This is a genomic window from Nonomuraea sp. NPDC003214 (assembly GCF_053590035.1).
The window spans coordinates 70,043-91,734 of record NZ_JBSFSX010000003.1; the positions used below are offsets into that span (position 1 = coordinate 70,043).

General features: G+C 72.0%; 17 protein-coding genes. 8 read left to right on the plus strand and 9 right to left on the minus strand.

Features of this window, described 5'->3' with window-relative positions:
* Entirely contained in the window at positions 1-750 is a 750-nt protein-coding gene (locus ACWDXC_RS09325; RefSeq protein ID WP_449979932.1) for an SWIM zinc finger family protein, read from the plus strand.
* A 55-nt stretch (positions 751-805) separates the two neighbouring features.
* Here the strand turns inward: ACWDXC_RS09325 and ACWDXC_RS09330 are convergent, their stop codons facing one another.
* The 8 genes from ACWDXC_RS09330 to ctaD all read right to left on the minus strand — a co-directional run bounded on the left by ACWDXC_RS09330 (position 806) and on the right by ctaD (position 9,843).
* Complete coding sequence (locus ACWDXC_RS09330) at positions 806-1,744, minus strand: diacylglycerol/lipid kinase family protein (RefSeq protein ID WP_219507443.1); 939 nt, start codon at positions 1,742-1,744, stop codon at positions 806-808.
* Between the two features lie 48 nt (positions 1,745-1,792).
* Positions 1,793-4,540, minus strand: coding sequence for an immune inhibitor A domain-containing protein (locus tag ACWDXC_RS09335; protein WP_449979936.1), 2,748 nt, complete (start codon positions 4,538-4,540; stop codon positions 1,793-1,795).
* A 124-nt stretch (positions 4,541-4,664) separates the two neighbouring features.
* Positions 4,665-5,006: a fumarate reductase subunit D gene (locus ACWDXC_RS09340; RefSeq protein ID WP_219507447.1), complete on the minus strand. Its 342-nt coding sequence runs from the start codon at positions 5,004-5,006 to the stop codon at positions 4,665-4,667.
* Positions 5,007-5,024: 18 nt separating this feature from the next.
* Positions 5,025-5,411, minus strand: coding sequence for a hypothetical protein (locus ACWDXC_RS09345; protein WP_449979938.1), 387 nt, complete (start codon positions 5,409-5,411; stop codon positions 5,025-5,027).
* Entirely contained in the window at positions 5,408-6,133 is a 726-nt protein-coding gene (gene sdhB, locus ACWDXC_RS09350; protein WP_357590744.1) for a succinate dehydrogenase iron-sulfur subunit, read from the minus strand. The genes ACWDXC_RS09345 and sdhB overlap by 4 nt, the downstream gene beginning before the upstream one ends.
* Positions 6,126-7,853 (minus strand): fumarate reductase (quinol) flavoprotein subunit, encoded by a 1,728-nt coding sequence (gene frdA / locus ACWDXC_RS09355; protein WP_449979940.1) that lies wholly within the window; start codon positions 7,851-7,853, stop codon positions 6,126-6,128. The genes sdhB and frdA overlap by 8 nt, the downstream gene beginning before the upstream one ends.
* A 4-nt stretch (positions 7,854-7,857) precedes the next feature.
* Entirely contained in the window at positions 7,858-8,091 is a 234-nt protein-coding gene (locus ACWDXC_RS09360; RefSeq protein ID WP_219507452.1) for a hypothetical protein, read from the minus strand.
* 66 nt (positions 8,092-8,157) lie between these two features.
* Positions 8,158-9,843, minus strand: a complete 1,686-nt coding sequence (gene ctaD, locus ACWDXC_RS09365; RefSeq protein WP_449979943.1) for an aa3-type cytochrome oxidase subunit I — start codon at positions 9,841-9,843, stop codon at positions 8,158-8,160.
* Between the two features lie 173 nt (positions 9,844-10,016).
* On the opposite strand from ctaD, the gene ACWDXC_RS09370 reads away from it, so the two are divergent.
* Positions 10,017-11,222 (plus strand): aminotransferase class I/II-fold pyridoxal phosphate-dependent enzyme, encoded by a 1,206-nt coding sequence (locus tag ACWDXC_RS09370; protein WP_449979946.1) that lies wholly within the window; start codon positions 10,017-10,019, stop codon positions 11,220-11,222.
* Between the two features lie 54 nt (positions 11,223-11,276).
* Here ACWDXC_RS09370 and ACWDXC_RS09375 read toward each other — a convergent pair whose 3' ends face one another.
* Positions 11,277-11,834, minus strand: coding sequence for a hypothetical protein (locus ACWDXC_RS09375; protein ID WP_219507455.1), 558 nt, complete (start codon positions 11,832-11,834; stop codon positions 11,277-11,279).
* A gap of 70 nt (positions 11,835-11,904) precedes the next feature.
* Between ACWDXC_RS09375 and ACWDXC_RS09380 the strand changes: the two genes are divergently transcribed.
* The 6 genes from ACWDXC_RS09380 (at position 11,905) to ACWDXC_RS09405 (ending at position 21,682) form a co-directional block, all read left to right on the plus strand.
* The gene (locus ACWDXC_RS09380) at positions 11,905-13,266 is read left to right on the plus strand and encodes an FAD-binding oxidoreductase (protein ID WP_449979948.1); all 1,362 of its coding nucleotides are present in this window, start codon (positions 11,905-11,907) and stop codon (positions 13,264-13,266) included.
* Between the two features lie 157 nt (positions 13,267-13,423).
* Complete coding sequence (locus ACWDXC_RS09385; RefSeq protein WP_449979951.1) at positions 13,424-15,727, plus strand: protein kinase domain-containing protein; 2,304 nt, start codon at positions 13,424-13,426, stop codon at positions 15,725-15,727.
* A gap of 84 nt (positions 15,728-15,811) precedes the next feature.
* Positions 15,812-17,344, plus strand: coding sequence for an acyl-CoA carboxylase subunit beta (locus ACWDXC_RS09390; RefSeq protein WP_449981001.1), 1,533 nt, complete (start codon positions 15,812-15,814; stop codon positions 17,342-17,344).
* Positions 17,341-19,227 carry an ATP-binding protein gene (locus ACWDXC_RS09395; RefSeq protein WP_449979953.1) on the plus strand — a complete coding sequence of 629 codons (1,887 nt, stop codon included), beginning with the start codon at positions 17,341-17,343 and terminating at the stop codon, positions 19,225-19,227. Before ACWDXC_RS09390 ends, ACWDXC_RS09395 begins: the two co-directional genes overlap by 4 nt.
* Positions 19,224-19,988, plus strand: a complete 765-nt coding sequence (locus tag ACWDXC_RS09400) for an enoyl-CoA hydratase-related protein (RefSeq protein WP_449979955.1) — start codon at positions 19,224-19,226, stop codon at positions 19,986-19,988. Before ACWDXC_RS09395 ends, ACWDXC_RS09400 begins: the two co-directional genes overlap by 4 nt.
* Complete coding sequence (locus ACWDXC_RS09405) at positions 19,985-21,682, plus strand: acyclic terpene utilization AtuA family protein (RefSeq protein ID WP_449979957.1); 1,698 nt, start codon at positions 19,985-19,987, stop codon at positions 21,680-21,682. Before ACWDXC_RS09400 ends, ACWDXC_RS09405 begins: the two co-directional genes overlap by 4 nt.
* Positions 21,683-21,692 lie beyond the last annotated feature (10 nt).

A 21,692-nucleotide genomic window follows, 5' to 3' on the forward strand; every position in this document is an offset into this window, starting at 1 on the left:
GTGCCGGGCTGGAGCACCCCGATCAGCGTCGAGGGCGGCATCCGGGCCAGGTCGCGGCGCGGTTCGATCGGCTCGACCTGGTGGTCGAGGCGGTTCATCGACGTGCTGGAGCGGATCTGCGACAAGGGCCGCCTGTCGCGCGGGCGCGGCTACGCCAGGGCGGGCCAGGTGCTGTCGATCGACCTGTCACCGGGCCTGGCCAGGGCGTCGGTGCAGGGGTCTCGCCCGGCGCCGTACGAGGTGACGATCGCCGTCGAGGTGTTCGGCGAGGAGCTGTGGCAGGCGGTCGAGCGGGCGGTGGCCGAGCAGGCCGTCCACCGGGCGAGGCTGCTGGCCGGGGAGATGCCGGAGGAGATCGAGGAGCTGTTCGCGGCGCTGGGTGCCGACCTGTTCCCGCGCGATCTGGACATGGCGTGCTCGTGCCCCGACTGGGGTTTCCCGTGCAAGCACGTGTCGGCGGTGCTCTACCTGCTGGCCGAGTCGTTCGACGACGACCCGTTCCTGGTGCTGGCCTGGCGGGGGCGCGCCCGTGAGGAGCTGCTGGGCTCGCTGGCGGCGGGCGGCGGAGCCGCGCTGGAGGTGGCGGACGTGCCGTTCGCCGACCGGCTCGCCGACTTCTACGCGCCCGCCGGCACGGCCAGGCCCGAGCGCCGCCCGTCCGCCGTGGAGCCGGGCCTGCTGCTGCGCGTCTTCCCGCCGCCGGCGGGCCTGTCGGCGCCGCTGAGCGAGCTGTACGACCGCCTGCGTTAGAAGACCGCCTGCGTCAGAGGACCGTCTGCGGCAGGGGAACGTCCGGCTGTGAGGGTCAGCGGTCCTCGAAGTCGGCGGGCACCATGACGCGCACCCCGTTGGGCACCACCCGCAGCCGGATCGGGGTGCGCAGCCGCACCTCGCCGTCGACGTCGGCGGCCATCGGCGGGTCGGTCTCCAGGAGCATCTCGCGGCCGACGACGAACGGCCCGCCCGCCAGGCTGCGCCACCGCCCGGTCGTGGCGCGGGCCAGCGTCTCGACGAGCAGGCGCACCTTCTTGCCGGAGCCGAGCTGGTAGGCCACGAGCATGCCGTCGTCGATGCTGATGTCGCGGGCCACCTGCCAGCCGCCGTGGAAGCGCCCGTTGGCGATGTTGAGCTGGTGGGTGAGCAGCTCGTGGCGCTGCCCGTCGACGGTGATGTAGGCGCGGAAGGGCCGGTGCCCCGGCAGCACGGTCAGCGCGGTCAGCGGGTAGGCGGGCCGGCCGAGCACCCGCTTGAGCCACGGCTTGACCTTGCCCGCGACCTCGACGGAGACGCCGAAGCTGGCCAGGTTGGCGAAGGGCCGGTCGTCGGCCATGCCCAGGTCGATGTCGGCGACCTTGCCGGTGTCGAACACCCGGATCGCGCCGGCCAGGTCGAGCGGCAGGCCGAGGCTGCGGGCGAAGTTGTTGGTGGTGCCGAGCGGGAGAACGCCGAGCGCCACGTCGCGGTGGGCGACGTGGCGCACGGCGGAGGACAGCGTGCCGTCACCGCCGCCGACGATCAGCAGGTCGGGCCCCGTCGCCAGGGCCGTGTCGAGCAGGTCGCGCAGTCGCTTGGGGTTGTAGACGCCGATCTCGGCCAGCGGCTCGTAGCCCAGCTCGTGCAGCTGCTCGATCACCTCGAAGTAGTGGCGGCGGCCACGGCGTGAGCGAGTGTTGATCACCACCGCCACCCTGCGGTCCTGACGGATCGCCTCGGTGTGCTCGGCCTTGGTGCGCAATTCGCTCATGGTCATCAATGTTAGGGCCGCCGGGACACCGCCCGGCGGCCCCTTGGATCACTTCTTCGGCGGGGTCACCTGGACGAGCGCGCCCAGGTTGCCCGGCAGCGGGGTGACCAGCTTGAACTGGACGCCCAGCGCCTTGCCCTCGTCGCCGGGGTTGCCGGTGCCGAGGACGTGGCCGTTGCCGAGGTCGGTGCCGTAGAGCTCGGTCGCCGGGGTTCCGTCGACGTTGACCACGCGGGTGCTGTACGGCTGGTCGCCCTTGCTCGGGACGACGACGGAGGCGTCGAAGTCCCGGTAGTACAGCGAGCCGTCCTGCAGCTCAAGGCCCGGGTACCAGGTCTTGGCGTCGGTGAAGCTCGGCACGCCCTTCAGCGCGGGGACGTCCGTGCAGTACTCGCTGAACGGCTCGTCCGCGGCCTCGAGGCACTCCTTGAACGGGTAGGTCTTCTTGAAGGAGAACGCGGCGTTGGAGGTCTGCGAGCGGCCCTCCATGTTCTTGTGCCGTGACGGGTCCTTCGCGGCCGCCTCGCCGGTGCGGCGGAGCGGGTCGTAGTGCGAGTCCACGAGCAGCAGGCTGCCCTTGGAGCCGATGCTCGGCGCCGCTTCGAGGTTGTTGGCCAGCACGTTGTTGGTGTAGGTCGAGTCGCGGTACCAGACCAGCAGGCCCGGCGCGTTGTACTTGACCTTCTCCACCTTCCACGCCCCGTCACGCGAGTACGTGGTGTCGTAGGCGTACTGCAGGCCCTTGTCGAAGCCGTCGAAGTTGCGCCACTCGGCGAGGTAGAACCGGTCGATCTGGCGCTCGCCGTTGTTGATCGTCCAGCCCTGGCCGCTGGTGTTGGTGAACGTGCCGCCGAAGGCGCGCCAGCCGTTCTCGCCGTTCTCCACGTCGTCGCTCCACACGGAGGCGCCGCCGTTGGTGATCGAGAAGTCGTCGGCGTGCCAGCCGCGCGGCGTGAAGGCGGCGTCGGTGTTGTACGCCAGCCGCAGCTTGATCGTCTGGCCGGCGAACGGGGTCAGGTTGACGTAGTCGTGCCGCCAGCCGTCGGTGTTGCCGGTGATGCCGTACTTCTTGTTGCCGAACGTGGCGAGGTTCTTGTTCGGGTCCGGGTAGCCGTCGGGCGTGGTGATCTCGGTGCCGGCCTCGTCGTAGACCTTCTGCTGGGTCCAGGTGTTGCCGCCGTCGGTGGACACCTCGACGAAGCCGAAGTCCCAGTCGGCCTCGATCTCGTAGTTGTTCCACATCCAGAAGCGGACGTCGGTCCCGGCGGGCACCTGGATGTCGCGGGCCAGCGAGACGTTGGCCCACTCCTGGTCCATGCCGGACCACCAGGCGTTGGCGCCGCTGTGCGGGTCGATCATCTTCAGCGGCTCGGAGGCGAGGTTGACGCGGACGCCGTCCTCGGTGAAGCGGGGCGTGCGCGAGGTCTGGCCGACCGTGACGAGCTTCTTGCTGTCACCCGGGTTGAACACCTTCGGGTTCGCCCAGCCGAGCACCCACTTGTCCCAGAGGCCCATGTGGGTGGGCATCGACTGGAAGATGGGGCCGGAGTGGGAGCCGCTGGACATCAGGTCCCAGAAGTCCACCGCGGAGCTGGCCTGGCCGGAGGTGTCGTACAGGTCGGGCAGGCCGAGGTCGTGGCCGTACTCGTGGGCGAAGACGCCGACGCCGGAGTCCTCGGGCTGCACGATGTAGTTGGAGATCTTCTTGTCGGTGCCGGGGACCTGGTAGCCGCCGGCGACCGCGCTGGAGTGCGCCCAGATGGCGTACGTGCCCTCGGCGCCGCCGTCGGAGGACTTGTCCTTGCCGGCGTGGACGAGCACGAGGTGGTCGATCACGCCGTCGGGCTCGGCGAAGTTGCCGTCACCGTCGGCGTCGGAGACGTCCTCGATGTCGTAGTCGGCCCACGGGAAGTCGGGCTGGGTCTGCGACAGGACGTTGACGGCGTCGATGGCGAGCTGGCCGGCGCCGAGCGGGTTGTCCGGGTGGCCCGACATGTCCTGCGGGACCCCGCCGCAGGCGGCCGCGCCGTACCACGCCTCGGAGTGCGGGGCCTTGATCCAGCCGACCGCGGAGCCGGTGACGGAGTAGGCGCCCTTGGACATCTCCTCGTACATCTTCTTCAGCGTGTGGCCGGAGATGTCGATGCCGGGCTTGCCGTCGCGCGGGTCCTTCAGGTCGGGGCGGACGCGCTCGGTGATGCCCTTGTCCGTGTAGAGCATCTTGTTGAAGTGCTCGGGGCTGAAGTCCTTGACCCAGAAGGAGTTGTTGTCCTTGTGCGGCAGCGTGGCCGGGTCCGGGATGTTGTTGTGCAGCGGGCCGTTCTTGAGCGTGCCGGCCGGCTCGACGACGCAGTCGTCGGGGGCGCTGTCGACGGTCCGCAGGCGGTTGAAGCCGGAGAAGTCGTCGTTGGCGTTCTCGTTGAACTCGACCAGCAGCGTGAGAAGCTTGGCGGTCTTCGTCTGCTTGGACTTTTTGAAGATCCATTCAGCGGGGTTTCGGCCGGTGCGGATGGCCTCGGCCTCGCGGGCCGCGAGCACCCGGGCAGCGGCCGGGTTTCCGCTGCTGAACTTCTGGTCGATCTTCTTCGCGGCGGAGATCGACCGCTTGTTCTTGCCCGGGACTCCCGGCTCGGCCGGCGGGTCGTCGTCCCTCGGTGGTGCGTAGTTAATGTAGTAGTCAGACGCGCTGGGCTGGTAAGACGCGACCGAGTCGGCCTGAGCGCTGGGTACGGTCAGGGCGGCGCCGAGGAGGGCTACCGCCGGGATCGTGGCTAATAGGCGCTTCTTGCTGGGCACCAGTAACCCCTTCTGCCCGGGATCGCCGGGCGCAATGGCCATAGGGTCTTGCAAACCGGCACGGTAGACCGTTTCTAAAGATTGCGTAAAGTAGGTTGTGGAAATGTGATCAAACTACGACATTTCACAACAACCGCATCGCGGCAATGATCCCGCCCGTAACTGCTCCCCCGTAACAGACGACCGCGATGAACCCGTCGTACCGCCCGATCCCCAGCAGTTCCTCACTGGTGAACCTGATCCGGTGCGCCGCGTGGAACAGGCACAGCACCACCGCCACCACCAGCCCCGCCCGCACCCACAGCGGCTCCAGCAGCGCGGCCAGGTGCGCCGCGTCGGGCCAGCCGATCACGCCGAGCGGCATGAGCACCCCGAACAGCAGCGCCAGCACCGGCAGCACCAGCGCCGCGACGATCCCCCCGCCGCTGAACAGCAGCCACAGATACGGCTCAGGCGTCCTTCTCACGGCAACTCCCCCGGCTTCTCATGGCGTCCGCAGGACGACGTACGCGATCACCGCCGAGACGAGCAGCCAGCCGGAGTGGTTGCCGCCCTGGATCACCCAGGCGGGCACCCGCCAGCCGTCCAGCCGCACCACGGTCGCCTTCGGCGCGAGGTTGAGGAACGTGATCGCGTGGTAGGCGGTCGCCGCCAGCGCCACCGCGTTCAGCGCGATCATCCACGGGCGCGCCGCCAGCGCCGTGAACTGCGCGTACGTCCCGGCGACCACCGAGTCGGCCAGCAGGACCAGGTACGCGACGGTCCAGGCGACGAAGACGCTGGTCAGCTCGCGCAGCACGAACAGCGTGTAGCGCCTGCTGCGGGCGAACCAGAGCGGGTCCCTGGGCGGGCGGCGGGCGGGCGCGGTCATCGCCGGCTCCACGGCAGCACCGAGCGCAGCGCGGCGGTCAGCTTGTAGCGCTGGATCGCCTCGGCCGGGTCGACGTGCTTGGGGCAGGCCCGGGTGCACTCGCCGACGAACGTGCACCCCCAGACGGCGTCGTCCAGGTTGAGCACGTCGAAGCGGTCGCCCATGTCGCGCGAGTCCAGGTTGTAGCGCTGGGCCAGCGCGATCGCCGCCGGGCCGAGGAAGTCCGGGTCGAGCACGTACACCGGGCAGGCCGAGTAGCAGAGCATGCAGTTGATGCACATGCTGTACTGCTTGTACGCCTCGAGCTGGTCCGGCGTCTGGGCGTACTCGGCGGTGAGCGGCAGCTCCTCCCCTTCCCGGATCAGCCACGGCCGCACCGACGACAGTTTGGCCAGGAAGTCGTCGATGTCCACGACCAGGTCTCTGATGACGGGGAAGCCCTTGAGCGGCTCGACCCTGACCGGCCCGGCGCCGTACTCGGTGAGGAAGGTGCCGCAGGTCAGCCGGGGCTCGCCGTTGACGGTCATGCCGCACGAGCCGCAGATGCCCATCCGGCACGACCAGCGGAACGACAGGCTGCCGTCGAGCCGGTCCTTGACGTGGGCGAGCCCGTCGAGCACGGCCCAGTCGGGGCGCAGCGGCACGTCGTACGCCTGGAACACCGGCTCGTCGTCCTGGCCGGGCCGGTAGCGGGACACTTCCAGCCGGATGGAGTCAGTCACGGCCGTACACCCTTTCCCCGGGAGGCCAGCGGGTGATCGTCACGGGCAGCAGGCCGACCGAGGGGCTGCCGTCGGGGGCCCGGTGGACCAGCGAGTGCGCCAGGTAGGCGGCGTCGTCCCTGGCCGGGAAGTCGGTGCGCTGGTGGGCGCCGCGCGACTCGCGCCGCTCGGCCGCGCAGGCCACGATCGTGCGCGCGACGTCGAGCATGGCATGCAGCTCCAGCAGGGCGACCAGCTCGGTGTTGAAGGCGGCGCTGGAGTCGTCCACGAGCGCCCCTGCGGCCCGTTCGCCCAGCTCGGCGAGGGTGTCGGCGGCCTTGGCGAGGACGTCGCCGGTGCGGTAGATGCCGGCGGCGCCTTCGAGCGTGTGCTGCATCTCCTCGCGCAGCACGGCGATCCGCTCGCCGCCGCCCTCGCGCGCCCGCTCCAGCCGCCGCCGCTCGTCGGCGCCCTGGCTGCGTACGGCGGCCGCCTCGCCGTCGCGGTGGCCGCGGGCGAAGCGGGCGGCGGCCAGCCCGGCGCGCCTGCCGAAGACGAGGATCTCCGGCAGCGAATTGGAGCCGAGCCGGTTGGCGCCGTTGATGCTCACGCAGGCCGTCTCGCCCGCCGCGAACAGGCCGGCGATCGGGGTGGCGCCGTCGAGGTCGGTGTGGACGCCGCCCATCATGTAGTGCACGACGGGGCGGACCGGGACGAGGTCGGTGACCGGGTCGAGGTTCTGGTAGCTGCGGCACAGCTCGCGCACGAACGGGATGCGCGCCTCGATCCTGTCCTCGCCCAGGTGGCGCAGGTCGAGGTGGACGACGGGACCGTACGGCGTGTCGACGGTGCGGCCCTTGCGCTGCTCGTGCACGAACGCCTGCGAGAGGCGGTCGCGCGGGCCGAGCTCCATGCTGCGCAGCCGGGGCGCCGGGGTGGGGGTGCCGAGGTCGTAGTCCTGGAGGTAGCGGTAGCCGTCCTTGTTGATCAGCCAGCCGCCCTCGGCCCTGGCCGCCTCGGTGATGAGGATGCCGGTGAACGGCAGGCCGGTGGGGTGGTACTGGACGAACTCCATGTCCTTCAGCGGGGCGCCCGCCCGGTAGGCCAGGGCCATGCCGTCGCCGGACTTGATGGCGGCGTTGGTGGTGAAGGGGAAGGCCCGGCCGCAGCCGCCGGTGGCCAGGACGACGGTCCTGGCGGGGATCGCCTCGACGCGGCCGGTGCGCAGCTCTATGGCCACGACGCCGTGGACGCGGCCGTCGTCGACGACGAGCCGGGTGACGTACCACTCGTCGTACCGGGCGATGCGCGGGTGTTTGAGCGTGGTCTGGAACAGCGTGTGCAGCAGGTGGAAGCCGGTCTTGTCGGCCGCGTACCAGGTGCGCATCCGCTTCATGCCGCCGAACGGGCGCACCGCGACGCGCCCGTCGCGCTCGCGGCTCCACGGGCAGCCCCAGTGTTCGACCTGGACGAGCTCGCGCGGCGCCTCGGCCACGAACGCCTCCACCGCGTCCTGGTCGCACAGCCAGTCGCCGCCGGAGATCGTGTCGTAGCAGTGCTCGTCCAGCGTGTCGCCGTCGGCGACGACCGCGGCGGCGCCGCCCTCGGCCGAGACCGTGTGGCTGCGCATCGGGTAGACCTTCGACACGACCGCCACGCTGAGTGAGGGGTCGCTCTCGGCGACGGCGACGGCCGCCCGCAGTCCGGCGCCGCCGCCTCCCACGATGAGCACGTCGATCATCGGTTCAGCTCCCGCGGTCCGGTTCGATCGGATCCTTCACCCGCTTGCCGTCGCAGCGGATGGCGGACAGGTGGATGCTGCCGTCGTGGTACTCGTGCCGGATCCGGCGGCAGCCGCAGTCGAAGAGCTGGTCACGGATCACCAGGCCGTAGCCGTCGTCGTCGAGGAGACGCTCACCGCCGTGCTTCTTGCCGCAGGGGGCGGTCTCGGGGGTGAAGGGGCTCTTGGCGCCTGTCATCGCCGATCTCCTTAGATGGGCGAAACGTAACCTCCACACAAGCACCGCGGCCCGGTCCGGGAAAGGTCAGTCGGGCGTTTTCTCGCCAGGTTCGGCCCGCTCCCCCGTCTCGTCCGTCTCGTCCTCGTGCGGGTAGTGGAGGTCGAAGGCGGGCCGTTCGGAGCGGATCGGCGGCATGAACGTGAAGTTGTGCCGGGGCGGCGGGCAGGAGGTCGCCCATTCGAGGGAGTTGCCGTAGCCCCAGGGGTCGTCGAGCGTGACCTTGGGCGCGTGCCTGGCGGTCTTCCAGACGTTGTAGAGGAACGGCAGCGTCGACAGCCCGAGCAGGAACGCGCCCAGCGACGAGAGCTGGTTGAGCGCGGTGAACCCGTCAGCCGGGCCGTAGTCGGCGTAGCGGCGCGGCATGCCGATCTGCCCGAGCCAGTGCTGCACGAGGAACGTGGTGTGGAAGCCGATGAACAGCGTCCAGAAGTGCACCTTGCCGAGCCGGTCGCCGAGCATCCGGCCGGTCATCTTGGGCCACCAGAAGTAGAACCCGGCGAACATGGCGAACACGACGGTGCCGAAGACCACGTAGTGGAAGTGCGCGACGACGAAGTACGTGTCGCTGATGTGGAAGTCGAGCGGCGGCGAGGCCAGGATGACACCGGTCAGCCCGCCGAGCAGGAACGTCACCAGGAACCCGATCGCGAACAGCATCGGCGTCTCGAACGTCAGATGCCCCCGCCACATGGTGCCGATCCAGTTGAAGAACTTCACACCCGTGGGCACCGCGATGAGGAACGTCATGAACGAGAAGAACGGCAGCAGCACCTGCCCGGTGGGGAACATGTGGTGCGCCCACACGGTCATCGACAGCCCGGCGATCGCGATCGTGGCCCCGACCAGGCCCATGTAGCCGAAGATCGGCTTGCGGCTGAAGACCGGGATGACCTCGGTGATGATCCCGAAGAACGGCAGCGCGATGATGTAGACCTCGGGGTGGCCGAAGAACCAGAACAGGTGCTGCCACAGGATCGGCCCGCCGTTGGCCGGGTCGTAGATGTGCGTGCCGAGCTTGCGGTCGGCCTCCAGCGCCAGCAGCGCGGCGGCCAGCACCGGGAACGCCAGCAGCACGAGCATGCTGGTCAGCAGCACGTTCCAGGTGAACAGCGGCATCCGGAACATCGTCATGCCCGGCGCCCGCATGCCGATGATCGTGGTGATGAAGTTGACCGCGCCGAGGATCGTGCCGAGGCCCGACATCGCCAGCCCCATGATCCACAGGTCGCCGCCGACCTGCGGCGAGTAGGCGGACGACGACAGCGGCGTGTAGGCGAACCAGCCGAAGTCGGCCGCCCCGCCCGGTGTGAAGAACCCGGCCACCACCATGAGCCCGCCGAACAGGAACAGCCAGTACGCCACCGCGTTCAGCCGGGGGAAGGCCACGTCGGGGGCGCCGATCTGCAGCGGCATGACCACGTTGGCGAACCCGGCGAACAGCGGCGTGGCGAACAGCAGCAGCATGATCGTGCCGTGCATGGTGAACAGCTGGTTGTACATGTCCTGGTTGACGACCTGCATCCCCGGCTGGGCCAGCTCCGCGCGGATGATCATGGCCATGACGCCCGCGATCAGGAAGAACGCGAACGAGGTGATCAGATACAGGTATCCGATGACCTTGTGGTCGGTCGTGGTCAGCCAGGACGTGAGCACGGTCCCGGTGCGGCGCCGCCTGACCCGCTCGATCGACGTCTCGCGCACGCTGGTCACGGCTGCTCCATCCGGTCGAGAGGTATGGCCTGCCCCGATCACCCCATTCCACGCCACCGGCCGCCGTCCGTGAAGTCGTTCCGGGCAAAGACATCCACATCCCGGACCCGTGCCTGCCTCGGCGGCGAAGTCTTCTATCCTTCGTAGCGACCCGATCGGAGGAGAAGAATCCCGTGAACGCTTCGCGTGACTATGCCGCCCTTGTCCAGCAGGGACTCAAGCTCGACCTCACCAGGGGCAAGCCGTCACCGCGCCAGCTCGACCTCTCCGACGACATGCTCAAGCTGCCGACCACCCACGTGACCGCGGGCGGCCTCGACGCGCGCAACTACGGCGACCTGCAGGGGCTGCCGGAGCTGCGCGAGCTGTTCGGGCCGCTGCTCCAGGTGCCGCCCGCGCAGCTCGTGGTGGGCGGCAACGCCAGCCTGGCGATGATGCACGACACCGTCGTGCACGCGCTGCTGAGCAAGGTGCCCGGCGCCGAGCGCCGCTGGGTGGAGGAGCCGGAGATCACGTTCCTGTGCCCGGTGCCCGGCTACGACCGGCACTTCACCATCTGCGAGGAGTTCGGGATCAAGATGGTCCCGGTGCCCATGAACGCCGAGGGCCCCGACATGGACGTCGTCGAGCGCCTGGTCGCCGAGGACGCGAGCGTCAAGGGCATCTGGTGCGTGCCCAAGTACAGCAACCCGTCCGGCATCGTCTACAGCGACGAGACCGTGCGCCGCCTGGCCGCCATGCCCGCCGCCGCGCCCGACTTCCGCATCTTCTGGGACAACGCCTACGCCGTCCACCACCTGACCGACACCCCGGCCGAGCTCGCCGACCTGCTCGCGCTCTGCGCCGAGCACGGCAACCCCGACCGCGCCTTCGTCTACGGCTCCACCTCGAAGGTGACCCTGGCCGGCGCGGGCGTGGCGTTCTTCGGCTCCTCCCCGGCCAACGTCGCCTGGTTCCTCGACAACACGCGCAAGCAGTCCATCGGCCCCGACAAGCTCAACCAGCTGCGCCACGTGGAGTTCCTGCGCGACGCCGACGGCGTGGCCGCCCACATGCGCAAGCACGCCGAGCTGATCGGGCCCAAGTTCGAGGTGGTCGACCGGGTGCTCGCCAAGGAGCTCGGCGACCTGGCCACCTGGACCAGCCCGAAGGGCGGCTACTTCATCAGCCTGGAGGTGCCGCACGCCGCCGAGGTGGTGGCCAAGGCCAAGGCCGCGGGCATCGCGCTGACCCCGGCCGGCGCCACCCACCCCTACGGCCAGGACCCCGACGACCGCACGATCCGCATCGCGCCCACCTACCCCGGCCTGGAGGAGCTGGAGCAGGCCATCACCGGCCTGGCCGTCTGCGTCCGCCTCGTCGCCGAGGAGCACGCGTAAGCACGCGTAAGCACCCTGGCCCCGGAGTGACCGCCCGGCCGGTGACATGACCGGTCAGGCGGCGCCGGAGCGGCGGAAGCCGAAGATGTACTCGCGCGTCTCGCTCGGATGGAACGAGACGCCGACCCCCGGCTCGAACGCGACGTTGTCGCGCGAGCAGTAGTAGAGCCCCTCCCAGACGGCGAGCGCCTTCTCCCTGGCCGGCCCCTCGGCCAGGTCGCGCTTGCGCGCCGCGTGCGCGCCGAGCACGAACAGCATCCCGAACCCCCACAGCACGCCCGTCAGGCAGAACGGCGCGAGCAGCACCTCGGCCCACCCCGAGTGCTTGCCCATGGCCAGCACCAGCCCCACCACCAGGTGGGCGAGTGCGGCGACGAGCAGCAGCAGGTAGCCCTGGTTCCTCGACCAGGGCGCGTAGTGGCGGCTGGGGAACGACAGCCACACGGCGAGCTGCGTGCGGCTCATCTGGTGCTTGGACGCGCCCAGCGCGGACCCGGTGGGCAGATCGGCGACCTGACGGTCGCCGGGCATGCGTACCCTGCCGATCCGGTACGTGGTCCCCGCCGCGACCGCTCCGGGCACCGAGACGACCTGGTCGACCTGCGTACACACCGGACAGCTCACTTCCACCCGGGCAGTCTGGCCGTAAGCCACCGTCCACGCAAACCGTAAGGTTTCTCATGTGAGACCCATTGACGCTCTGGTGAACTCCCTGCCCGGCGGCCGTGTCGTCACCGACCCGGACGTGATCGACTCCTACGCCCGCGACCGCACGTTCGTGGCCCCGGGCAAGCCGCTGGGAGTGGTGCTGGCCGCCTCCCGCGACGACGTGGTGACCACCATGCGCTGGGCCACCGAGCACCGGGTGCCCGTGGTGCCGCGCGGCGCGGGCAGCGGGCTGGCGGGCGCCGCCACGGCCACCGACGGGTCCGTGGTGCTGTCGCTGGCCAGGATGACCGCGATCCGGGAGCTCTCGCCGGTGGACGAGATCGCCGTGGTCGAGCCCGGCGTGATCACCGCCGACCTCGACAGGGCCGCGCGCGAGCACGGGCTCATGTACGCGCCCGACCCGTCCTCGTACGAGATCTCCACGATCGGCGGCAACCTGGCCACGAACGCGGGCGGGCTGCGCTGCGTCAAGTACGGGGTCACCCGCGACTCGGCGCTGGGCCTGGAGGTCGTGCTGGCCGACGGCCGGGTGCTCCAGACCGGGCGGCGGACCGTGAAGGGCGTCACCGGGTACGACCTGACCGGGCTGTTCGTCGGCTCCGAGGGCACGCTGGGCGTGATCACCTCGGCCACCGTCCGGCTGCGGCGGGCGCCGGTCGCCCCGCCCGCGACGTTCGCCGCCGAGTTCGGCTCGCTGCGTGACGCGGGCGCCGCCGTGACCGCGATCATGGCGGCCGGGTGCCAGCCGTCGCTGATGGAGCTGCTGGATCGGGCCACGCTCCAGGCCATCGACGACTGGCGCAACATCGGCCTGGAGCCCGCCACGATGGCGATGCTGATCGGGCAGTCCGACGCCGCCGACAGCCAGGAGGTGGCCGCCCGCATGGAACGCCTCTGCCTCGACAACGGCGCCACGTTCGTGGCCGTGTCGTCCAGCCCGCAGGAGACCGAGGAGCTGATCGGGCTGCGCCGGATGGCCTACCAGGCCAAGGAGCGCCTCGGCGCCTGCCTGGTCGAGGACGTGTGCGTGCCCCGCTCGGTGCTGCCCGACATGATCGGCGCCATCGAGGCCGCCGCCGTCCGGCACGGCGTGCGCATCTGCACGGTCGCGCACGCGGGCGACGGCAACCTGCACCCGACGTTCGTCTTCGAGCACGGGACGACCGAGCCGCCCGCCGAGGTGTGGGCGGCGGCGGACGAGATCTTCACCCGGGCGCTCGAACTCGGCGGCACGCTGACCGGCGAGCACGGCGTCGGGGTGCTCAAACGGCGCTGGCTGGCCCTGGAGTCGGGGCCGGTGGCGCACGAGGTGCAGCACGGGATCAAGACCGTCTTCGACCCGCTGGGACTGCTGAACCCTGGCAAGGCCATCTGATCAGCTATTGTTCACCAACCCGTGACCTGAGCCACGACCTGCGCAGAAACCCTGACTTGCGGGGGTAAAGGTGAATGATCTAGCAGGTCGGCGTACGTACCAAGTGTCACGCTGGTAGCGTTTCGCCCCAGAGATCGTTCTGTTATGGGGGTCCGGGGTGAATCAGTTCCAGCCGCTGATGGCGGACGACCCGCGGCGGCTGGGCGAGTACGAGATCGTCGCCCGGCTCGGCGAGGGTGGTCAAGGGGTCGTCTATCTGGGCAAGGCCGAGTCCGGTGAGCAGGCTGCCGTCAAGCTCCTGCACCACGCGCTCGTCGCCGACCCCGAGGCGCGCAGCCGCTTCCTGCGCGAGGTCGCGGTCGCCCAGCGGGTCGCCCGCTTCTGCACCGCCCCCGTGCTCCACGCCGACCTCGAAGGCAGCCGGCCCTACATCGTCAGCGAGTACGTGCCCGGGCCGTCGCTGCGCGAGCTCGTCATCAACGAGGGCCCACGCCGCGGCGCCGCCCTCGAACGGCTCGCCATCAGCACCGCCACCGCGCTGGCCGCCATCCACCGGGCCGGCATCCTGCACCGCGACTTCAAGCCCGCCAACGTGCTCATGGGCCCCGAAGGCCCGGTGGTGATCGACTTCGGCATCGCCCGCGCCCTCGACTCCCCCGGCGCCACGGCCACCGGCATGGCGATGGGCACGCCGTCCTACCTCGCGCCCGAGCAGCTCACCGCCGCCTCCCCGGTGTCGGAGGCCGCCGACGTGTTCGCCTGGGGCGTCACGATGGTGTACGCGGCCACGGGCAAGCCGGCCTTCGGGGCCGACTCGATCCCCGTGGTCATGAACCGCATCCTCCACGAGGAGCCGCAGCTCGGCGGCATGGACGGCACGCTCGCCGAGCTGGTGGCGGCCTGCCTGTCCAAGGACCCCGCCCAGCGGCCCACGGCCGACCAGCTCATCGTCCGCCTCACCGGCCAGCCGGCCCCCAACGCGGCCATCGAGCCGCTCACGGGGCCCACCGCCCAGATCGCCCCCCAGGGCTGGACGCCCCAGGCGGCGGCCTGGCGGGGCGGCGACAACCCCGTCCCGGAGACCGGCCCGTACGGCCGCCCCGTCCCGAGCGGCCCCGCGGCCGGCCCCCAGCCGGGATCCGCCCCGGCAGCCGCTCCCCAGCCGGGACCTTCCTCCGCAGCCGGTCCCCAGCCGGGACCTTCCTCCGCAGCCGGTCCCCAGCCGGGACCCGCCCCCGCGGCCGCTCACCAGGCGGGACCCGCGCCCGCAGCCGGTCCCCAACCGGGGCCTGTGCCCGCAGCCGGTCCCCAGTCGGGGCCCGCGCCCGCCGGGACGCAGGGCGGGGCTCAGCCTCAGGCCGCCGCCCAGCCGCAGGGCCAGGGCGGCCCCCAGGGCCAGGGCACCGCGCACGGCCGGCCCCCGCACGGCCCCAGCGGGCCGCACGGCCAGGGCGCCCCGCAGGGTTACGGCGCCCCGCACGCCCAGGGCGGCGCGCAGCCGCCGCACGGCCAAGGCGGCGCGCAGCCGCCGCGAGGGCCCGGTGGGCCTCAGGGGCCGGGGACGGCGCAAGGACCCGGGGGGCCGCAGGGGCCGGGGCAGCCCGCTAAGGGCGGGCAGCCGGGGCAGCGGCGGACGCTGACGTTCGCGCTGTCCGGCGCGGCGGCCGCGGCGCTGCTGGTGGTGGCCGGGGCCGTGGTGGTCCAGGCGAACTCCAAGCCGCAGACCGTGGTGGCCGTCGGCAACACCTCGGTGACCTCCCCCGCCACGGACGCGCAGATCCCGCCGGAGGTGGTCAACCCGCCGAGCGTCGCCCCGTCGACGGTCCCGGAGCTGGACATCGACGAGCCGAAGCCGACGAAGACGAAGGCCAGGCCGAAGGACGACGGCGTGGCCCAGGTGCCGGACCCGATCACGCAGCCGACGCGGCAGCCGGCGACGCGCCGCCCGGAGCCGACGAAGACCAGGACGCGGACCCAGGAGCCGACGCAGAAGCCGGCGGACCGGGTCGAGCCCGAGTCGGAGCCGACGGGCTCGCCGACGGCGGACGTGTCGCAGCAGCCGACGAGCGTCCCGACGAAGAAGCCGACGGTCAAGCCCACGGTCAAACCGACGGTCAAGCCGACGCAGCTCAAGCCGAACCCGTACACGCCGGCCGGGGTGTGCGGCTCCGGCTACAAGGTGATCAACAAGCACGCGCTGGGCACCAAGGCGACGATCTACCTGCTCTACAACAGCGGCGCGGGACGGAACTGCGTGGTGACGATGTCGCGCCTGGTGTATCCGGGCAAGGTCCAGATGAACGCGATCCTTCAGGTGAAGGGCGGCTCGACCGGCAGCAACCCGGGCAAGTTCACCGCCTACGCGGGCCCGGTCCGGCTGCCCGGGAAGGGCAAGTGTGTCATCTGGGGCGGCACCTGGGCCGGTCTGACCTGGAAGTCGGGCTGGAGCCACTGCGGCTGACCCGGGCGACGGGTTACGGTATGCGTCGTGATCGTCAGCACGCTCGACACGTCCGGCCCCGACTACGCGCGGCGGCGGGAGGCGATGCTGGGCAAGCTGGCCGAGCTCGACGCCGAGCACGCCAAGGCGGTCGCGGGCGGCGGTGAGCGCTACGTGCGCCGCCACCGCGACCGGGGCAAGCTGCTGGCGCGCGAGCGGATCGAGCTGCTGGTCGACGCGGATTCGCCGTTCCTGGAGCTGTCGCCGCTGGCGGCGTGGGGCAGCGACTTCCCGGTGGGCGCGAGCGTGGTGACGGGCATCGGGGTGGTCGAGGGCGTCGAGTGCGTGATCACCGCGAACGACCCGACGGTGCGCGGCGGCGCCTCGAACCCGTGGACGCTGCGCAAGACGCTGCGCGCCGCCGACATCGCGCTGGCCAACCGCCTGCCGTACGTCAATCTGGTGGAGAGCGGCGGCGCGGACCTGCCGACGCAGAAGGAGATCTTCATCCCGGGCGGCCGGATCTTCCGGGATCTGACGCGGCTGTCGGCGGCGGGGATCCCGACGATCGCGCTGGTGTTCGGCAACTCGACGGCCGGGGGCGCGTACGTGCCGGGGATGAGCGACCACGTGGTGATGGTGCGCGAGCGGGCGAAGGTGTTCCTGGGCGGGCCGCCGCTGGTCAGGATGGCGACCGGCGAGGAGTCCGACGAGGAGTCGCTGGGCGGCGCGGAGATGCACGCCCGGGTGAGCGGCCTGGCCGACTACCTGGCGGCCGACGAGCACGACGCGCTGCGGATCGGCCGCCGGATCGTGCGCTCGCTCGGCTGGCGCAAGCTCGGCGCGCGGCCTGGCCCCGTGCGCGATCCCCTCTATCCGGCGGAGGAGCTGCTGGGGATCGTGCCGGAGGACCTGAAGGTGCCGTTCGACCCGCGCGAGGTGATCGCCCGCATCGCCGACGGCAGCGCGTTCGAGGAGTTCAAGCCGCTGTACGGGGCGTCGCTGGTGACGGGGTGGGCGCGGCTGCACGGCTATCCGGTGGGCGTGCTGGCGAACGCGCGCGGGGTGCTGTTCAGCGAGGAGGCGCAGAAGGCGGCGCAGTTCATCCAGCTCGCCAACCAGTCGCGCACGCCGCTGGTCTTCCTGCAGAACACGACGGGTTACATGGTCGGCAAGGAGTACGAGCAGGGCGGCATCATCAAGCACGGCGCCATGATGATCAACGCGGTGTCCAACTCGACGGTGCCGCATCTGACGGTGGTGATGGGCGCCTCCTACGGGGCGGGCAACTACGGGATGTGCGGGCGGGCCTACGATCCGCGGTTCCTGTTCAGCTGGCCGAGCGCCAAGTCGGCGGTGATGGGCCCGGCGCAGCTCGCCGGGGTGCTGTCGATCGTCGGCCGGGCGTCGGCGCTGGCGCGCGGCCAGGCGTACGACGAGGAGGCGGACGCGGCGATGCGGGCGATGGTGGAGGAGCGGATCGAGGCGGAGTCGCTGCCGTTCTTCCTGTCGGGGCGGCTCTACGACGACGGCGTGATCGACCCGCGTGACACGCGGACGGTGCTGGGGCTGTGCCTGTCGGCGATCAACAGCGCGCCGGTGCCGGAGCCCGCCGGGTTCGGGGTGTTCCGGCCGTGATCACGCGTCTGCTGGTGGCCAACCGGGGCGAGATCGCCCGCCGGGTCTTCCGCACCTGCCGCGAGCTCGGCGTCGAGACGGTCGCGGTCTTCTCCGATGCCGACGCCCGCGCCCCGCACGTCGCGGAGGCCGACCGCGCGGTGCGGCTGAGCGGGGTCACGCCCGCCGAGACCTACCTGGCGGCCGACCGGCTGATCGAGGCGTGCCGGGTGTCGGGGGCCGACGCGGTCCATCCGGGTTACGGGTTCCTGTCGGAGAACGCGGCGTTCGCGCAGGCGGTGCTCGACGCGGGGCTGGTGTGGGTGGGGCCGCCGCCCTCGGCAATCGCCGCGATGGGCTCGAAGCCGGCGGCCAAGCGGCTGATGGCGGAGGCGGGCGTGCCGGTGCTGCCGTCGCTGCCGGTGGACGGGGAGCCCGGCCCGGGGTGGGAGTTCCCGCTGCTGGTGAAGGCGAGCGCGGGCGGCGGCGGGCGCGGCATGCGGGTCGTCCGCGATCCGGGCGAGCTGGCGCGGGCGGTGGAGTCGGCGCGGCGGGAGGCGGAGGCGGCCTTCGGCGACGGCGGCGTGTTCGCCGAGCCGCTGCTGGAGGGCGCCCGGCACGTCGAGGTGCAGGTGCTGGCCGACCGCCACGGCGGCGTGTGGGCGCTGGGCGAGCGCGAGTGCAGCGTGCAGCGCCGGCATCAGAAGGTCGTCGAGGAGTGCCCGTCGCCCGGCGTCACCGCCGCCCTGCGGGCCGAGCTGGAGGACGCGGCCGTGCGGGCGGCGCGGGCGATCGGCTACGTCGGCGCGGGCACCGTCGAGTTCCTGGTCAGGGGCGAGCGGGTGGCGTTCCTGGAGATGAACACCCGGCTGCAGGTCGAGCATCCGGTGACCGAGCTGGTCCACGGGATCGACCTGGTCCGATGGCAGATCGAGGTGGCGCGGGGCGCGGCGCTGCCGCCGGGGCCGCCGCGCCCGTCGGGCCACGCGGTGGAGGTGCGGCTGTATGCGGAGGACCGCGACTTCCTGCCGCAGGCGGGGGTTCTGCACCGGTTCGAGGTGCCGGAGGGGGTGCGGGTCGACGCGGGGGTGGAGAGCGGGTCGGCGGTGCCGCCGCACTACGACGCGCTCCTGGCCAAGATCGTCGGGTACGGGGCCGATCGGGACGAGGCGGTGCGCAGGACGGCCCGGGCGCTGCGCGGGGCCAGGATTCACGGGCTCACCACGAACCGCGACCTTCTCCTTCACATCCTGAAAAATCAGGACTTCTTGCGGGGGGAGACGCACACCGGGTTCCTCGACCTCCATCCGGAGCCCGCCCCCGCGCCCCCGTCGGACCTCGCGGTGCTGGCCGCCGCGCTGGCCCTGGCCGCCGCCAACCGCGAGCGCGCCCCGGTCCTGCGCGGCCTTCCCAGCGGGTGGCGCAACGTCCGCTCGCAGCCGCGCACGGCCCGCTTCGAGGAGGCCGAGGCGGTCTACGACCCGCTGCCCGAGGGCGTGACGGTGACCGAGGTCGCCCGCGCCGGTGACGCGTACCGGGTGGTGCTGGAACGCGGCACGGTGCGGCAGGCGTTCGAGGTGGCCCGCTACGACGGCGGGAAGGTGTACGTGGACGGGCCGGACGAGTCGGTCACGCTGACGCCGGTGCCGAGGCTGCCGGAGCCCGCCGAGCACGTCGCCCCCGGGTCGCTGCTGGCCCCGATGCCGGGCAACGTGCTGCGCGTCGAGGTCGAGGCGGGCGCCCGGGTGGAGAAGGGCCAGCCGGTGCTGGTGCTGGAGGCGATGAAGATGGAGCATCTGATCACCGCCCCGGCGGGCGGCGTCGTCTCGGCCGTGCACGCGCGCCAGGGCCGCCAGGTCGAGGCGGGAGCCGTACTGGCGATCATCGAAGAAAGGGAATCATGACGCGCCTGGTCCACAAGGAGCTGTCCGGCGGCATCGCGACGATCACGCTCGACTCGCCGCCGAACCGCAACGCCCTGTCCACCCGCCTGCTCGCCGACCTGACCGACCGCCTGGAGTGGGCGCTGGCCGAGCCGTCGGCGCGGGTGATCGTGCTGACGGGCACCGGGCACGTGTTCAGCTCCGGCGCCGACCTGAAGGAGCAGCGGGCCGCGGGCTCCGACGCGCCGGTCACCTCCGCGTTCCCGCAGGTGATGGCCACCCTCTGGGAGAGCCCGAAGCCGGTGATCTGCCGGCTCAACGGCACCGCCCGCGCGGGCGGGCTCGGGCTGGTCGCCTCGTGCGACTTCGCGATCGCGCCGCTGACGGCGTCGTTCGCGTTCACCGAGGTGCGGCTGGGCGTGGTGCCCGCGATGATCTCGGTGCCGGTGCTGCGGCGGCTGGACCCGAGGGCGGCGGCCGAATACCTGATGACCGGCGAGGTGTTCCCGGCGGCCCGGGCGGTGGAGATCGGCCTGCTGACCCGCGCCGTCCCGGAGGAGGAGCTGGACGAGGCCGTCGCCCACTACGCCGGCATGCTGCTCAAGGGCGGCCCGGAGGCGCTGGCCATCACCAAGCGCCTGGTCAGGGAGGTGCCGGCGCTGTCGTTCGAGGAGGGGCTGCGCCGGATGACGGAGCTGTCGGCCGAGCGCTTCACCTCCGACGAGGGCCGCGAGGGCATCGCCGCCTTCGCCGCCAAGCGCCCGCCCCGCTGGGTCCCGTGACCGAGACCGGGAGCGGGCCGCTGCGGGTGGCCAACTGCAGCGGCTTCTACGGCGACCGGCTCTCGGCCGCCCGCGAGATGGTCGAGGGCGGCCCCATCGACGTGCTGACCGGCGACTGGCTGGCCGAGCTGACGATGCTCATCCTGGCGGGCAACCGGCTCAAGGGCCGACCCGGCTACGCGCCCACGTTCCTGCGGCAGCTGGAGGACGTGCTCGGGCCGTGCCTGGACCGGGGCATCAGGATCGTCGCCAACGCCGGCGGCCTCGACCCGGCGGGCTGCGCGGAGGCCGTGCACGAGCTGGCCGCCCGGCTCGGCCTGTCCCCCAGCGTCGCCTGCGTGACCGGCGACGACCTGACCGGGACGGACCTCGACCTGGTCAACGCCGACACCGGCGAACAGCTGACCGCCACGCCGCTGACCGCCAACGCCTACCTGGGCGGCCGGCCCATCGCCGCCGCGCTGTCGGCGGGCGCGGACGTGGTGGTGACCGGCCGCGTCACCGACGCCGCCCTGGTCACGGGGCCGGGCATCTGGCGCTACGGGTGGCGGCCCGGCGACCTGGACGCGCTGGCGGGCTCGGTCGTCGCCGGCCACGTCATCGAGTGCGGCTGCCAGGCCACCGGCGGCAACTACGCGTTCTTCCGCGACGTGCCCGACCTGGCGCACTGCGGCTTCCCGCTGGCCGAGCTGCACGCCGACGGCTCCAGCGTGATCACCAAGCATCCCGGCACGGGCGGCCTGGTGTCGGTCGGCACGGTGACGGCGCAGCTCCTGTACGAGATCGCCGGACCCGCCTACCCGGGGCCCGACGTGGTGGCCCGCTTCGACACGATCACGCTGTCCGGCGACGGGCCCGACCGGGTGCGCATCAGCGGCGTGCGCGGCGATCCGCCGCCCGGCACGCTCAAGGTCGCGGTCACGTACCCGGCGGGCTACCGCAACACGATGACGCTCGTGCTGACCGGCCTGGACCAGGAGGCCAAGGCCCGGGTCGCCGAGGAGGCCATCTGGGCGCGGGTGCCCAAGGAGTCGTTCGAGCGGGTGGAGGTCTCCCGGGCGGACGGGCTGCTGCGCATCACGGTCATGGACCCCGACCCGGGCCGGGCGGGCCGGGCGTTCTCCTCCGCCGTGGTGGAGACGGGCCTGGCCAGCTACCCGGGCTTCCACGCGCTCTCCCCGCCCGGCGCGGCGTCGCCGTACGGCGTCTACTGGCCGGTGCTGGTCCCGGCGTCGGCGGTCACGCCGGAGGTCCGCGTGGACGGCGAGCTGCTGCCCCCGGACGGCCCGCCCCCGCCCTTCCCCGACCCGCCCGAGCGGCTCGTCCCTGCCGTCCCGGACGCGCCGGTGGCCGATGGGGAGCCGGTACGGGTCCCGCTGGGGCGGCTGGCCGGGGCGCGGTCGGGCGACAAGGGCGGCAACGCGAACCTGGGCGTGTGGACCATCACGGCCGCGCAGTACGCCTGGCTGGCGGCCCACCTGACCGTCGGGCGGCTGAAGGAGCTGCTGCCGGAGCTGGCCGCCCACCGGGTGGACCGCTACGAGCTGCCCAACCTGAACGCGCTGAACTTCGTCGTGCACGGCCTGCTGGGCAGGGGTGTCGCGGCCAGCGCCCGGCCCGACCCGCAGGCCAAGGCGCTGGGCGAGGAGCTGCGCGCCCAGGAGGTGGAGATCCCGGCGTCCCTCCTGGATTGAGCGGCTGCAC